A 15785-nucleotide genomic window follows, 5' to 3' on the forward strand; every position below is an offset into this window, starting at 1 on the left:
TGCTATTAAAATGCATTCCAAAAATTTGATATATTCAAATACGACAATGCCTCCCTGAAGAAAAAATCTTCAGGGAGGCATTTTGTTGTGTTTTTTAATATCGCTCGACCATGGTTATGGTGCTTTTATTTTTTAATGTAGCGTAAATCCTAAAATAATAACAACAATAAAAAGAGCCCCAACTGGTAAAACTTGGCGTATTCCAACTGTTGATTGTCCCTTATGTGCACCAAGAACTTCGATAGTTCCAATTAAGCCAAGTGCACAAATGAATTTAGCAATAGTCAAGAATGGATGGTAGCCAAACGTATACATTGCAAGATAAATACCAGTAACTAATAAAATGATATACAATAGCCGACTTATGACCATCATAGCACCTAGTTGCTTATTTGTTTGTGAAAGAATAATACCAATCGCCAATATAAGTAAAATAAATGCAGAAATTAAGTGAATTAATACGAACATGAAATACCACCTTTCAGAATTGTCTAGCTTGATTATAGCATATTACATTTAAATTAATGGTTAAAAATTGTTGCTATTTTATAGTGAGTTTGATAGTATATATCGGATAGTTATATGACTGGAGGCGTGAAATGGCAGTAGAAGAAATTATTAATGATTCAGGTTTTAACATTGGTGACTTTGTTGCAGCTAAGAAATTCGCTAACTTTGAACATGATTTTAAAGGTGTGGTAGAAAAAATCTATGAGCACTCATTGCTTGTACTCGTAACTGAAAATGATCCTGAAGATCAAGCAACAGTTAATGAATATAATCACCGTGCAGTCGTACGTATGAGTGAAACTAAAGTCTTAATTGCAGCGGAGGTTCCTGAAGTAGAACCAAAAGATGACGCTGAGGCAAATGATACTGAAGCTTAATAATCAAAATATCGGATTAGTTATTGCATATTTTAGCTAATAAGCTATAATTAATCTTGTGTTGCGAAGTTAGTTTAGTGGTAAAACAACAGCTTCCCAAGCTGTGGTCGCGGGTCCGATTCCCGTACTTCGCTTAGTCAGATTAATCTTTGTTAGTTAAAGGAAGATAGTACATATTTTGTTTAGCAAGTTTGGGACGATGTAAGCCAAGCCAGAATAACTATTGGTCGCGTTAACTGATTTTTAAAATTACATAAGTTAAGTGGAATTTTTAATTCAATTAGAGTGGTACCACGGGTGAAAGCTCGTCTCTTACAGCAATGTAGGGGACGAGCTTTTTTGTAGGAATCTGACTCAATTTTCATTATAATCAGGATAAAAAGGGGATACAACATGGATAACAAATTACAAGTTGCTAATGCATTGGCTGCTGTTTTAAAAGATCAACTTAGTGTGGTAGAAATACAAAATAAAATTGAAATGCCTAAAACTTCAGACTTGGGAGATTTGGCTTTTCCAACATTTATGTTGGCTAAAGCTTTGCGGAAGGCTCCACAACAAATTGCCGCAGATATCGTTGCTGAAATTGATCAAACAGGCTTTGAAAAAGTTGTGGCTACTGGACCATATGTTAACTTTTTCCTTGATAAGCAGTTAGTTGGTGCCAATATCTTACACGAAATTTTAACGGATGGTGCCGCTTATGGTAATAATACCGATGGTGAAATGCGCAATGTACCAATTGATATGTCATCACCTAACATTGCTAAACCAATGTCAATGGGGCACTTACGTTCAACAGTTATCGGAAATGCTTTGGCCAATATTCTTGTTAAGAATGGTTACAATCCAGTTAAAATTAACCACTTAGGCGACTGGGGAACTCAATTTGGTAAATTGATGGTGGCTTACAAAATGTGGGGTTCAGAAGCCGAAGTTAAGGCTGATCCTATTAATACACTAGTTGCATATTATGTTCGTTTCCACGAAGAAGCCAAAGCTAACCCTGAGCTTGATGACCAAGGTCGGGCATGGTTTAAAAAGCTTGAAGATGGTGATGAAGAAGCACAACAACTTTGGAAATGGTTCCGTGATGAATCATTACAAGAATTCTTAAATATTTACGACCAACTTGAAATTACGTTTGATTCATTTAATGGTGAGGCTTTCTACAACGATAAAATGGATGAAATTGTTAATTTACTTGAAGACAAAGGTCTTCTCGTTGAATCACAAGGGGCCCAAATCGTTGATCTTGAAAAATACAACTTACCGGTGGCGATGATTAAACGGACTGATGGGGCAACCCTTTACATGACGCGTGATTTAGCAGCTGCCATGTACCGGAAACGTGAATACGACTTTGATAAGAGTTTTTATGTCGTTGGTGGTGAACAACGTGAACACTTCCAACAATTAAAGGCCGTGCTTAAAGAAGCTGGTTTTGCATGGTCAGATGATATTGAACATATTCCGTTTGGCTTGATTACCGTTGATGGTAAGAAATTATCAACGCGTTCTGGCCGGATTATCTTATTACAAGACGTTTTAGATGATGCTGTTAAGCTTGCTAATGAACAAATCAATGACAAAAATCCTGATTTAGCTAACAAAGAACAAGTTGCTAAAGAAGTTGGAGTCGGAGCCGTGATTTTCCACGATTTACAAAATGAACGAATGAATAGCTTTGACTTTAATTTAGCTGAAGTTGTTCGTTTTGAAGGTGATACTGGTCCATATGTACAATATTCAAATGCACGGGCTAACTCAATTTTACGTAAGGCTGGTAACCCAGAACTTGTGAATGCCGAATTAAGCTTAACTGATGCGGCTGCTTGGGATACCTTGAAGTTATTGGGAGAATTCCCAGCAACTGTTCGCCGGGCATTGAACGATCGTGAACCATCAGTAATCGCTAAGTATGCCTTACACTTATCACGGGCGTACAACAAGTACTATGCAAACTCTAAAATTTTGGTTGAAGATAACGAAAAAGATGCTCGTTTGGCATTAGTGCAAGCCGTCTCAATTGTTTTAACAGAAAGTTTACGACTACTTGGAGTACATGCACCAAAAGAAATGTAGTATAAAAAATCGATCTAATTTGATCGATTTTTTTGTTTGCAGTAACTTAGTAATTACAAACTTATTTAAAATAATTATTTATTTACAGCTTTTTTTGCTAAAATAGTTTCTAACAATGTATAATTTGCTTTGTTTGACTTTAACTAAGGGGAGTAAGAGTAGGACATATCATGAAAAAACAACAACGGTTGGAAGTTATTAAAGAGGTACTCGAACACGAACATATTGCAAGTCAAAAAGGATTAATGACAGCATTGAAACAAAGGGGAATTGAAGTTAAGCAATCAGCTATTTCACGTGATTTAAAAACGTTAAATTATATCAAGACTGCAGATCAACATGGGAATATGCATTATCAAATAGTAAATAGTGTTAATAGCAAGGCTAATCAGCTACAAGAATTGATGAGTGAGGTAATGATTAGTGTTACTCGAGTGCAATTTATGAATGTGGTTCGAACTTTGCCAGCAAATGGTAATTTATTGGCCGCCTTGATTGATGAACAGCAACTGCCAGATGTATTAGCGACACTAGCTGGGCATGATACAATTTATATTACCAGTCCAGATGAAGCGGCAGCAGTTCGATTAAATGCTGAATTAATTGCTGTTATAAATAATAATATAAAACGGAGTTAAAATGAGAAATACAAAAGGATGGATTTTGCTTAGCAAAGTTGGTCATAAAATTGATGAAATATTTGGACCATTTTGGCGGCGATTTCAAATTAATCGTTGGATAATGGTAGCTATACTGGCACTAATTTTTATTAGTAGTGCATACTTAACATTTGAAGCCAAAACGGCTAATGTACGTGGCTTAAAAGCAGCTTTGTCACAAACAACAGTCGTATATGATAAAGATAATGATAAAGCAGGTACACTTTATTCACAAAAAGGTACCTTTGTTAATTTGAATCAAATTTCACCTAATTTACAAAACGCAGTATTATCAACTGAAGATCGTAATTTCTATCATGAATATGGCTTTTCAGTAAAAGGAATTACGCGTGCAGCCTTATTAGCTGTCAAGAATAAAATATTGCGGCGTAACTATATTTCTGGTGGTGGTTCAACGATTACTCAGCAGTTAGTTAAAAATGCGTTGCTTTCACAAAAGCAAACTCTTGATCGAAAAGCACGTGAAATTTTCTTGTCAGTTGAAGTAGAAAATATCTATAGTAAGCAAGAAATTTTATCAATGTATTTAAATAATGCATATTTTGGCCGCGGAATTTGGGGAGTTGAGGACGCATCCGAACGTTATTTTGGGGTACATGCAAGTCAACTAAGTGTTCCCCAAGCTGCTATGTTAGCTGCAATGCTTCGTTCACCAGTAATTTATGATCCAATTGCAAATCCTAAAAATGCGATGTCACGCCGTAATTTGGTCTTGGATTTAATGACTGAAAACAAGAAGTTATCAGATAAAGATGCACAGATATATCAAAGACAGCCGATTGATATCGTAAATAATTACAAACGTGAAGCGACTTATCAATACCCATGGTTTTTTGATGCGGTTATTGATGAAGCAATTAATCGCTATGGTATTAGCGAAGCTGATATTATGAATCATGGCTATAAGATTTACACGACTTTAGGTCAGCGGTTACAAACAGCAATGCAAACACAATTTGATGCACAATATAATTATCCAACACAAAATGTGCAGGCTGCTTCAGTTGCTGTTAATCCTAAAACAGGTGGGGTATTGGCAGTTGTTGGTGGCCGTGGAGAACATGTATTTCGAGGATTTGATCGTGCAACACAAATGAAGCGACAACCTGGTTCAACAATGAAACCACTGGCTGTTTATGCACCAGCTGTTCAAAATGGTTATACGTATGATTCTAAGTTGAATGATCGCAAAAATTCTTATGGAACTAATAACTATACGCCAACGAATGAAAATGGCTTATATCAAGATACAATTCCAATGTACCAAGCACTGCAACAAAGTATTAATGTTCCAGCAGTATGGTTATTGCATAAAATCGGAATCGATAATGGCTTTGCAATGGCTCAAAAATTTGGGATGAATTTAAATGATAGTGATAAAAACTTGTCATTAGCATTAGGTGGGACACACTCGGGAGTTTCACCACTACAATTAGCACAAGCATATAGTACCTTTGCAAATAATGGGGTGATGCAACATGCATACTTTATCCGTAAAATTGTTGATGCCTCAGGAAATGTTATTGTTGATAATACTAAACCAGCTTCAACACGTGTTATTTCACCGCGAACAGCTAACAAAATGACTAGCATGTTACAAGGAGTCTTTACTTACGGTACTGGTGCAACATCAAAGCCATCTGGATATGCAATTGCTGGTAAAACAGGAACTACAGAAGATACTAAAAGTAGCATCGGCGGTTCAAATGATAAATGGGTTGTCGGCTATACACCAGATATCACAGTTGCGACATGGGAAGGTTACGATAATAATAAAATGGGGCAAAGTTTATCAGTAGACCCATCACAAAATGTAGGTGTTTTATTTAAGTCTGAATTAACGGCCATGTTGCCTTATACAAAAGGAACCAAATTTAGCGTGCCTGATGTGAATACTTTAGTTGCTAAAGAAAATAGTAATAACAATGAGACGGATGGGATTATTAGTGATTTTACAAATAATGCTAAAAAAACAGTTGAACAAGGAGTCGATAAAGTTAAAGATCAAGCGAAAAATGTTTGGGACAAGGTTACAGGCTTGTTTAAATAAATTAGTAGAACCTAGTAGTTAAGACGTGTTATTATAAAAGTATACTTTTAGAAAAGGGTGATAATATGACTAATATCTATGATACAGCCAACCAGTTAGAACGTGATTTACGGACAACTGAACAATATCAAACACTTGAAAAAACTTTTGCTGCCATGAAAGCAGATGAGGTTTCATACACCGTCTTTAAAGAATTTCAAAATGCACAACTTGAAATTCAACGAATGATGAGTCAAGGGGAATCTCCTGATGAAGCTAAGATGCAAGAATGGCAAGAAATTGCAGCTAAGCTAGAAGAATATCCATTAGTTAAGGACTTGATGAAACAAGAACAAGCAATGGATACATTGATGCGAGAAATCAACGATATTGTAACTAAGCCAATGGCTGATCTTTACAAACAATAGTAAAAAGCGGTAACTCCTAAGAGTTACCGCTTTTCTTTATAATTTATTGATTTGTATTATTAAAAGATAATATTAATTTACGCGACCAGCAAAGCTAGGAGTAGCACCCATACCGCCATAAACAACACCACTTTGTGGGTTTAAAGCATTTACAAAGTTACCATTACCTAATGAAATTGCTACGTGATAAACATCGCCACTTGCATTAGTCCAGAATAATAAATCTCCAGCTTGAGCTTGTGATACAGGAATACGAGTAGTTGCTGCAGCTTGAGCGCCAGATTGGTGTGGTAATGTGATACCAACACTTTGGAAAGCAGCAGCAACAAGACCAGAACAGTCAAATTGATGTGAACGTACATTAGCAGCACCCCAAACATATGTTGAGTTACCTACAAATTGACGAGCAAATTGGGCCGCTGCCGCTGCTGCATTTGATGAAGCAGGGACTGCAGTAGATGTTTGAGTAGGTGCTACGTTAGCAGCAGCTTTTGCAGCATAAGAGCTATTAGTACGTGATGAAGCCCCTGCCACTGGAGGAACTTGTTGTTGAGCAGATGCTTGTTGTTGAGCAGGTGCTTGTTGTTGAGCAGGTGCTTCTTTAAGCATAAGTTTTTGACCAACCATCAAATCATTAGGATTGCTTAATTTATTTGCAGCAGCAAGGCCAGAGATAGTTAAGTGATATTGTTGTGCAATAGCTGAAAGTGTATCTCCTGCTTTAACGGTAACAGCAGTTGGAACTGTTACTGTTTTTGCTGGGGCATTATTTTGAGCGTTGATGTTAATTTCTTGACCAACGTATATTAAGTTAGGATTTGCAATTTTGTTTGCAGCTACTAAATCTGCAACAGAGGTGTTGTTTTCCTTGGCGATACCTGAAAGTGTATCGCCACCTTTAATAGTTTGAGTATCGGCATTGGCAATATTAGCGACACCGCTCAAAGTGAGTAAAGTTGTTAATGAACCGATAATTGAGGATTTTACTGATTTTTTCATGTTTAATATAGTCTCCTTGAAATTTACGATGCAGATAAATTTCTTTTTTTATAATATGCTTTGCATCTGAGATTAAATATACCCTTTAAATGTTACTAATAAACTGTTATCACGTTATGTTTTTATGACATATATTTCACAAACGTTTCATTTTTCAAATCAAGCAAAATCTGCTAACATTAATTAGCTAGGCATTGTTATTCTACCTACATTTATGTAGAATAATATGGAGTGGATTTTTAAAGAACGTTAGTTAAAGGAAGAAATATAAATGAAAAAGAAGCAAAAGCTAGGTATGATTGCAATCATTGCAATGATGCTGGTATTTTTAAGTGGCTGTGTCCGAGTTAAAAATATCAATCATGAAGAAATTCCTTACGGTTTTGTCTGGAATTATTTAGGACACCCGCTTGAACAATTGATGAATATGATTGCAGGATTCTTCGGTGGTGTTCATGCTCCAAATGCCGTTGGTTTTGCAATTATGATCTTAACAATTATTGTCCGACTTGTTTTGTTACCAATGATGGTTTCACAACAACATAAGGCAACAATTCAGCAGGAAAAGATGGGGATGTTACGTCCGCAACTTGAAAAATTACAGGATTTAGCCAAAAATGCGGAAACTCCAGAACAACGAACTGCTGCCTCAGCAGCAACAATGCAAGTTTATCGTGAGAATAATGTCTCGTTAACTGGTGGAATTGGTTGTTTACCGTTAGTAATCCAATTACCAATTTTTTCTGGGTTATATGCGGCCATACGATACTCACCTTCATTGTCAGACTCATCATTTTTTGGTATTGCATTAAAGCATTCAAGCCCAATCTTAGCAATTTTAGCCTTTGTAGTGTACTTAGCTCAAGGTTACTTAATGATTTTAGGAGTTCCTGAAGAGCAAAAGAAAATGATGCGGACTACAATGTTACTAAGCCCAGTAATGATTTTAATCTTCTCTTGGTCAACAAGTGCTGGTTTAGGACTGTACTTCTTTGTCGGCGGACTGTTTGCTGTTATTCAAACACTTATTATTAATATTTTGCGACCACGAATCCAAGCACATGTTGCTGAAAATTTTGTGGTTAAAAATGTGGCTGATGATATTATTAAAAATATTAAAAGCCAGGCACCATCTGCAACAAATACACCAACAAATAACGATAATTCTACAAATGATAATTCTAAGCGTAATGCTGGAAAACAAAATCACAAGTAGGGTATCAAAAAAACGAAATTTAGAAATTCGCTAGATTCACGTGAGTCTAACGAATTTTTTATTATTAAAATATGTTACACTAGCATTAATGAAAAGGACGGATACAACAATGGAAAAAATTACAAGTAAACAAAATGCCCGTGTTAAAGCATGGGCTAAGTTAGCAACAAAAAAAGGTCGTGAGGCAAGTGGTACATATCTACTAGATGGTTGGCACTTAGTTCAAGAAGCGTTGAACCATAAGGCAAAGTTTCACGCAATTATCGTAACCGAAGAGTTACTTACTGAGCACCAAGAAGAATTTCCACTTGGAGTACCTGTATTTGTGGTACCAACTGACATTGCCAAATTTATTGGTGATACTGTAACACCACAAGGGATTTTTGCTGAAGTTACGCTCCCTGAAAAGACTTTTGATCCAAGTTATGTTCATGATGGTGCTTGGCTATTACTAGATGCCATTCAAGATCCCGGTAACATTGGAACGATGGTTCGGACAGCTGATGCAGCTGGTTTTCGTGGTGTTGTACTTGGCGAAGGATCTGCAGATGTCTTTGGGCCAAAAGTTGTTCGTGCAATGCAAGGTAGTCAGTTCCACTTAGAAGTTTTAAAGGGTGATTTAACTACTTGGACAGAGGCATTACAATCTAATAATATTCCAGTCTATGGATCAGAATTGAATCCAGAAGCTAAAAATTACCGTGAAATTGATCCTAGCCTTGATTTTGCCTTGATTATGGGTAATGAAGGACAAGGCATGGCAGCTGAGTTAGCTACAAAAACGACGGCCAACCTGTATATTCCAATTACTGGAGATGCTGAATCTCTAAATGTAGGGGTCGCTGCTGGTGTCTTGATGTTTGCTTTAAAACTTTAATAAACAAAAAATCCTGTAGGAAGTTATTCTTACAGGATTTTTATTTTTAGCGTTAATAGACATAATGTATAATGACTGTGACTTTTAGCAAACATATAGTAACATTAGATACAAGAGATGGTAAGAGGATGGCTAAAGTTAAATCTAATAAAATTTATATTGAATAGAGGTAGATAGTATGGAATTTATTATCGGAGTAGATTTAGGAACTACATCTACAAAAGTTGTTTTGTTTGATTTAGATGGTCAAGTCCATGGCTATGTGAATAAATTATACCCATTGTACCAAGAACTTCCAGATATGGCAGAGGAAGATCCTGAAGAAATTTTCCAAGCGGTTCTAGATGGTATTCGAGAGGTAGTTCAAAAGACTAACCAGCAGACAGATAGTATTCGCGCCGTTTCATTTTCAAGTGCGATGCACAGTTTGATTGCCTTGGATAGAGAATTTAAACCACTGACGCGTGTACTAACATGGGCTGATAATCGAGCAGAACATTATGCAAACGAATTAAAAGCTAGTGGAATTGGCCAAGAAATATATGCTAAAACTGGCACACCAATCCATCCCATGTCACCATTAGCTAAATTACTATGGTTAAAAGCTGAAAAGGCTGATATATATAATATTACTGCACACTATATGGGGATTAAAGAGTATATCTTTTACCGATTACTGCATGTTAATAAAGTTGATTATTCAATTGCTAATGCAATGGGGTTATTTAACATTTTTAACCTTGACTGGGATGAACAAGCATTGGCAGTTACTGGAATTTCACGAGAACAATTACCTAAACTCGTTGCTCCAACGGAATATGTTACAGGGTTGCAGCCTGATTTAGCTAAATTTATGGGGTTAGCTCAAGATGTACCATTTGTGTTTGGTGCTTCGGATGGTACATTATCTAATTTAGGGGTAAACGCAATTAAACCTGGGGTGGTAGCAGTAACAATTGGTACCTCAGGAGCAGTCCGTGTTGTAACTAATAAGCCGGTAATTGATCCTAAAGGACGTACTTTTACATATTACTTAGACGAAGGTATGTGGGTTGTAGGTGGACCAGTTAATAATGGTGGTGTTGTATTCCGATGGGCTCGTGATAACATGTTTGATGCGGAAAAGAGCACTGCTAAATTATTAAATATGGATGCATATGATTTATTAACAAAAGTTGCAGATAAGGTACCTGCAGGAGCAGATGGCTTGATTTTTCATCCATATCTTGGTGGCGAACGAGCACCTATTTGGGATGCTAATGCTCGTGGTTCTTTCTTTGGCTTAACACAAAATCATACACGAGCCCATATGTTACGTGCCGTTTTAGAAGGAATTGTTTATAACCTGTACTCGGTAACACTTGCATTAGAAGAAGTTGTTGGTAAGCCAAATTCAATTCAAGCAACAGGGGGCTTTGCACGTTCAGCACTTTGGCGTCAAATGCTAGCGGATATCTTTGAACAGCCAGTTACTATTCCAGATTCATTTGAATCTTCAGCATTAGGTGCAGCAGTTGTTGCGATGAAAGCACTTGGGATTATTGATTCGTATGATATAATGGCGAAAGTTATTGGTACAACCAAGACATATCAACCCAATCCGGAAAATTATGAAGCATATCGTGATCTAATGCCTATTTATATTCGTCTTGATCGGCAATTAGAATCAGAATATGAAGCCATTGCCGACTATCAACGTAAGCATATTAAATAATTAAACGTCATAGTTGCCTTTATAAACTGGAATAATGTATGATTAGCTTAGTGACTGGTTTTATGTTTAGAAGGTGAGGTACACATTTGAAAAAAGTAAATTGGCGTGATGACGAAGAATATAAAATGTATGTGGCTGATTTATTAAGCCGCCCGGAAGTCTTACGCTTACAAAATTACGTTCAACACCATCATTCAGATCGTTTAACGCATTCGATTTCAGTCTCATATCAAAGTTATCTTTGGGCTAAAAAATTAAATTTAAATGCGCAAGCAGTTGCACGAGCAGGTTTGTTGCATGATTTATTTTATTATGATTGGCGTGAAACTAAATTTGAATTAGGTACCCATGCCTATATTCATCCGCGTGTATCCTTGCGAAATGCAGAAAAATTAACTACCTTGAGTCCGATGGAACGAGATATTATTTTAAAACACATGTTTGGTGCAACCCTTGAATTACCACAGTATCGAGAAAGCTTTTTGGTTGATATGGTGGACAACGTAGCAGCATTGCAAGAATATTTTGCTCCTAAGTGGCATGCTGTTAAAACACGATTTAACTGGTGACTGATGGTATGATAAAATTAATGTTTTGGGATTTTGGCAATGTAAAATTTTGACACGCATGCTATAATCATAGTTGACTAAAAGTAAGTGAATTACTTTAGAGTATATTATGAAAGAAAGTTGTAGGTATGGATGAAATGGAAATAAAAGAAGATATTAAACTTTGTCCGAAGTTCATGAAAACTTTCGAAATTCTAGGTCGTAAATGGAATGGTTTAATTATTGAAGTTCTTTTAAATAATGGACCTTCACGTTTTAAGGATTTGACGGGCGCGGTTTGTACATGCTCGGATCGAGTTTTAGTAGAACGATTGAAAGAGTTAGAAGAAGAAGGTTTAGTTGAACGCCGGACGTATGTAGATTCAGCTTTAATTGAATATGCATTAACTGAACGTGGTGAAGCTATGCGCCCATTAATGGACGAAATCCATCAATGGGCTGATGTAACCTACGCAACAGAAGCTTAAAAAAAGATTGGCTATTGTAGCCAATCTTTTTTATTATGTTCAAAATAAAGCTGAAGGTAACTTATAGATATGGTATAATGGCTAAAATATAGAAGCGTTGAAAAGAAATAGTAAAATTAATAATTAATCAAGGGAGTCGTTAGCGTGACTGGAACTAACGATATTAAAATAATTAATTTGAATTCACTCTTGGAGCAATAATTGGAACGATTTATTCGGTAACAATTATCGAGTGTCACTCGTTACGTGATAATTGAGTAGTCAATTGACTAAAAATGGGTGGTACCACGGTGAAGCGTCCCTGTGTAATTTTTTACACAGGGACTTTTTTGACGTGAGAACAATAAAAAAGGAGTATCATATGTCACTTCAAGATCGTTTAAATGAATTAAAAGCAACTGTATTGACGCAAATTAACACTACCGATCATCTAGATCATCTTAACGAAATTCGTGTTAATACTTTAGGGAAAAAAGGACCAATTACCGAAGTATTACGTGGAATGAAAGACATTTCTGCCGAGGAACGTCCAGTTATTGGCGCGTTTGCAAATGAAATTCGTGACTTATTAAAAGATGCATTGGAACTTAAAAAAGCTGAATTAGAAAATTTAGCATTAAATGCACAATTAGCTGCTGAAAAAATTGATGTCAGCCTACCAGGTACTGATTTTGAACCTGGACATGCACATGTTATTCAACAAATTATCGAACAACTTGAAAATCAATTCTTAGGAATGGGCTACCAAATCGCCGAAGGGCCTGAAGTTGAAGAAGATAAATATAACTTTGAAATGATGAACTTGCCTAAAGATCATCCAGCCCGTGATATGCAAGATACATTTTACATTACGCCTGAAATTTTGATGCGAACGCAAACATCACCTGTTCAAGCACGCACAATGGAAAAACATGATTTTACTCAAGGTGCATTGAAAATGATTTCACCAGGCCGAGTATATCGTCGTGACACTGATGATGCGACGCACTCACACCAATTCCATCAAGTAGAAGGATTGGTAATTGATAAGCATATAACAATGGCTGATTTAAAGGGAACTTTACTTAAAGTAGCGCAAGAATTATTTGGTGAAAAACATCAAATTCGATTACGACCATCATACTTCCCATTTACTGAGCCTTCAGTTGAGGTTGATGTATCGTGGAATGATGTTGATGAAAATACGAAGCCAGAAGATATTGAATGGATTGAAGTATTAGGAGCTGGAATGGTTCATCCAAATGTTTTAAAAATGGCTGGGGTTGATCCAGAAGTTTATGGTGGATTTGCCTTTGGACTTGGACCTGATCGTTTTGCAATGTTGAAATATGGCGTCGATGATATCCGTAACTTCTATTTAAATGATGTACGGTTCTTATCTCAATTTAAATAAAAAGGAGTCAAACAAGTGAAATTATCTCTTAATTGGTTAAAAGAATATCTAGAAATTACGGGTGATCCTAATGTTTTAGCAGAACGGATTGCACGAACTTCAGTTGAAGTCGAAGATGTCACCCAACCTGGTGCTGGGATGAGTGGGGTTGTTGTTGCCAAAGTTTTATCAGTCGTGCCACACCCAGATTCAGACCATATGGTAATTACCCAAGTTGATGCCGGTGAAGATGAACCAATTCAAATTGTTACTGGTGCCCCCAATGTGGCGGAAGGTCAATTAGTTATTTTAGCTAAGCACAATTCACGCATTGCGAATGGTCAAAAAATTAAAAAAGGTAAGTTGCGTGGGGTGGCATCAAATGGGATGTTATGTGCCTTACAAGAACTTGGCTTTGATGAAAAAGTGTCACCTAAAGATTTTGAAGACGGTATTTGGGTTTTCAATGAAAATGACGATGTTAAACCTGGGGATGATGCCTTAGTCGCTTTAGGAATGGATGATTTCATCTTTGAAATGGGCATTACGCCTAACCGTGCCGACATGTTGTCAATGAATGGTACGGCTTGGGAAGTTGGGGCCATGTTAGATCAAAACCCAACATTACCAACGGTTCAATTAGTTGAAAATGGTTCAAAAGCAACGAGCGAATTAATTAGTGCGACAGCTGATAAACAATTAGCACCCAAATATAAAGTACGCATGATTGAAAACGTTACGGTGCAAGATTCGCCATTGTGGTTACAACGTAAGCTATGGAATGTTGGCATGCGCCCAATTAATAACATTGTTGATGTTACTAACTATGCTTTGATGACTTTTGGCCAACCAATGCATGCTTTTGATTATGATAAATTAACAACTAAACAATTGGGTGTTCGTTTAGCGACTGCTGGTGAAACCTTAGTGACCCTTGATGGTGAAAAACGTGATTTACGTGCTGACCAAGATATTGTCATTACGGACGGTGCTACCCCAATTATGCTTGCAGGTGTCATGGGGGGGCAATCAACTGAAATTGATGCGACCTCAACGACTATTGTGCTTGAAGCAGCTAACTTTAACCCTCGTAATATTCGTTCATCTGCTCGTCGGCATGATTTACATTCAGAAGCTTCGCAACGCTTTGAACGTGGCATTGACTGGAATGCTACTGAAGAAGCCCTTGATTTTGCTGCCCAATTAATTGCCGAACTTGGTAATGGTCAAGTGCAACCAGGTGTAGTAGTAGCAACTGATACTGCTAAAGCTAATGTTGAAGTAGCAGTGACTTTATCACGGATTAACCACGTTTTAGGATTGAATTTAAATGTGGCTGATATTACTGCTATTTTTGCTAAGCTCCAATTTCCAGCCCAAGTTACGGATGAAACCTTTACTGTGACCATTCCAAGTCGACGTTGGGACATTAGCATTCCTGCTGATTTAATTGAAGAAGTCGCCCGGATGTATGGTTACGATAACATTCCAGCGACATTGCCAGTTACCACTGCGACAGTTGGTAAATTGACTTACAAGCAACAAGTAATTCGTAAGTCACGGCATTTCCTTGAAAGTCTTGGTTTGAACCAAGCAATTTCATATGGATTAACGACTGATGAAAAGGCTCAAATGTTCACATTGGATGCAATGGCTAACATTACTAAGTTAGACTACCCAATGACTCAAGAACGCACTGCTACCCGGATGAGCTTAGTTACGGGCTTGTTGGATGATGTGGCTTATAATGTGGCCCGAAAACAACAAGATGTGGCTTTATATGAACAAGGTCGTGTATTTTATCGTTTTGGAGATGCAGTTCGTCCGACTGAAGTTGAACATATCGCGGGAGCTATTACTGGCAAGTTTGGTCGTGATACTTGGCAAGGTAAGGCTAAAGAAGTTGATTTTTACACAGCTAAAGGTTTAGTAGCGGCTTATTTGAATCAATTTGATTTTGTGGCATCGATTTCTTACCAAGCAAGTACCGACTTTAAAGAAATGCATCCTGGCCGAACGGCTGCAGTGCTAGTTGGTGAACAAGTGGTAGGTTTCGTTGGTCAAGTTCATCCAGCAGTTGCTAAGGCTTTCAAAATTAAGGCTACCTATGTCTTTGAACTTGATTTACAATTGTTATTAGATCTTGCAAAAAATGATCGTGGTTATCAACCAATTTCTAAGTTTCCAGGAATGAGTCGTGATATTGCAATTTTAGTTGATGAAAATACAGCATATGCACAAATTGCGACTGTGATTCGTGAAAATGGTGGTCAACATTTAGTTGATATTGATTTATTTGACGTTTACCAAGGTGATAATGTACCAACAGGTAAAAAATCATTAGCGTTTACATTGACATACCAAGATGTAAATAAGACATTAGTTGAGGAAGAAATTAACGCGGCCTTTACTAATGTGGTGACAGCATTAAAGGAACAACTTACAGCTGAGATTCGTTAGGG

General features: G+C 36.9%; 14 protein-coding genes, 1 tRNA gene and 1 other annotated feature. Of the genes, 13 read left to right on the top strand and 2 right to left on the bottom strand.

Annotated elements, in window-relative coordinates:
• Nucleotides 1-132 precede the first annotated feature (132 nt).
• Nucleotides 133-468, bottom strand: coding sequence for a DUF1516 family protein (locus HF964_RS07450; RefSeq protein WP_168722420.1), 336 nt, complete (start codon nt 466-468; stop codon nt 133-135).
• A 131-nt stretch (nt 469-599) separates the two neighbouring features.
• On the opposite strand from HF964_RS07450, the gene HF964_RS07455 reads away from it, so the two are divergent.
• The 6 genes from HF964_RS07455 (at nt 600) to HF964_RS07480 (ending at nt 6109) form a co-directional block, all read left to right on the top strand.
• Nucleotides 600-887, top strand: coding sequence for a hypothetical protein (locus HF964_RS07455; RefSeq protein WP_168722421.1), 288 nt, complete (start codon nt 600-602; stop codon nt 885-887).
• A gap of 63 nt (nt 888-950) precedes the next feature.
• A tRNA-Gly gene (locus HF964_RS07460) sits at nt 951-1021 on the top strand.
• A gap of 259 nt (nt 1022-1280) precedes the next feature.
• Nucleotides 1281-2972, top strand: a complete 1692-nt coding sequence (argS, locus tag HF964_RS07465) for an arginine--tRNA ligase (RefSeq protein ID WP_168722422.1) — start codon at nt 1281-1283, stop codon at nt 2970-2972.
• 170 nt (nt 2973-3142) lie between these two features.
• A complete protein-coding gene (locus HF964_RS07470) occupies nt 3143-3610 on the top strand; it encodes an arginine repressor (RefSeq protein ID WP_168722423.1) in 468 nt (155 codons plus the stop codon).
• A 1-nt stretch (nt 3611) separates the two neighbouring features.
• Nucleotides 3612-5702 (top strand): transglycosylase domain-containing protein, encoded by a 2091-nt coding sequence (locus tag HF964_RS07475; RefSeq protein ID WP_168722424.1) that lies wholly within the window; start codon nt 3612-3614, stop codon nt 5700-5702.
• Between the two features lie 65 nt (nt 5703-5767).
• Entirely contained in the window at nt 5768-6109 is a 342-nt protein-coding gene (locus HF964_RS07480) for a YlbF family regulator (protein WP_168722425.1), read from the top strand.
• A 72-nt stretch (nt 6110-6181) separates the two neighbouring features.
• On the opposite strand, the gene HF964_RS07485 is transcribed toward HF964_RS07480, so the two are convergent.
• Nucleotides 6182-7108 (bottom strand): C40 family peptidase, encoded by a 927-nt coding sequence (locus HF964_RS07485; RefSeq protein ID WP_168722426.1) that lies wholly within the window; start codon nt 7106-7108, stop codon nt 6182-6184.
• A 271-nt stretch (nt 7109-7379) separates the two neighbouring features.
• Here HF964_RS07485 and yidC point away from each other — a divergent pair, with 271 nt between their 5' ends.
• The 7 genes from yidC to pheT all read left to right on the top strand — a co-directional run bounded on the left by yidC (nt 7380) and on the right by pheT (nt 15783).
• Nucleotides 7380-8324 carry a membrane protein insertase YidC gene (gene yidC, locus HF964_RS07490; protein ID WP_168722427.1) on the top strand — a complete coding sequence of 315 codons (945 nt, stop codon included), beginning with the start codon at nt 7380-7382 and terminating at the stop codon, nt 8322-8324.
• Between the two features lie 109 nt (nt 8325-8433).
• Nucleotides 8434-9201, top strand: a complete 768-nt coding sequence (locus HF964_RS07495) for a TrmH family RNA methyltransferase (protein WP_168722428.1) — start codon at nt 8434-8436, stop codon at nt 9199-9201.
• A 178-nt stretch (nt 9202-9379) separates the two neighbouring features.
• Nucleotides 9380-10915, top strand: a complete 1536-nt coding sequence (gene gntK / locus HF964_RS07500; RefSeq protein WP_168722429.1) for a gluconokinase — start codon at nt 9380-9382, stop codon at nt 10913-10915.
• Between the two features lie 125 nt (nt 10916-11040).
• A complete protein-coding gene (locus HF964_RS07505) occupies nt 11041-11484 on the top strand; it encodes an HD domain-containing protein (RefSeq protein ID WP_168722479.1) in 444 nt (147 codons plus the stop codon).
• A 128-nt stretch (nt 11485-11612) separates the two neighbouring features.
• Nucleotides 11613-11951, top strand: coding sequence for a winged helix-turn-helix transcriptional regulator (locus tag HF964_RS07510; protein ID WP_168722430.1), 339 nt, complete (start codon nt 11613-11615; stop codon nt 11949-11951).
• A gap of 88 nt (nt 11952-12039) precedes the next feature.
• Nucleotides 12040-12257, top strand: a binding site (T-box leader).
• A gap of 55 nt (nt 12258-12312) precedes the next feature.
• Nucleotides 12313-13344: a phenylalanine--tRNA ligase subunit alpha gene (gene pheS / locus HF964_RS07515; protein ID WP_168722431.1), complete on the top strand. Its 1032-nt coding sequence runs from the start codon at nt 12313-12315 to the stop codon at nt 13342-13344.
• A gap of 15 nt (nt 13345-13359) precedes the next feature.
• A complete protein-coding gene (pheT, locus tag HF964_RS07520; RefSeq protein ID WP_168722432.1) occupies nt 13360-15783 on the top strand; it encodes a phenylalanine--tRNA ligase subunit beta in 2424 nt (807 codons plus the stop codon).
• The last annotated feature ends 2 nt before the right edge of the window (nt 15784-15785 follow it).

Origin of the sequence: Periweissella fabalis (assembly GCF_012396505.1) — a bacterium.
In the GTDB taxonomy this organism is placed as follows: domain Bacteria; phylum Bacillota; class Bacilli; order Lactobacillales; family Lactobacillaceae; genus Periweissella; species Periweissella fabalis.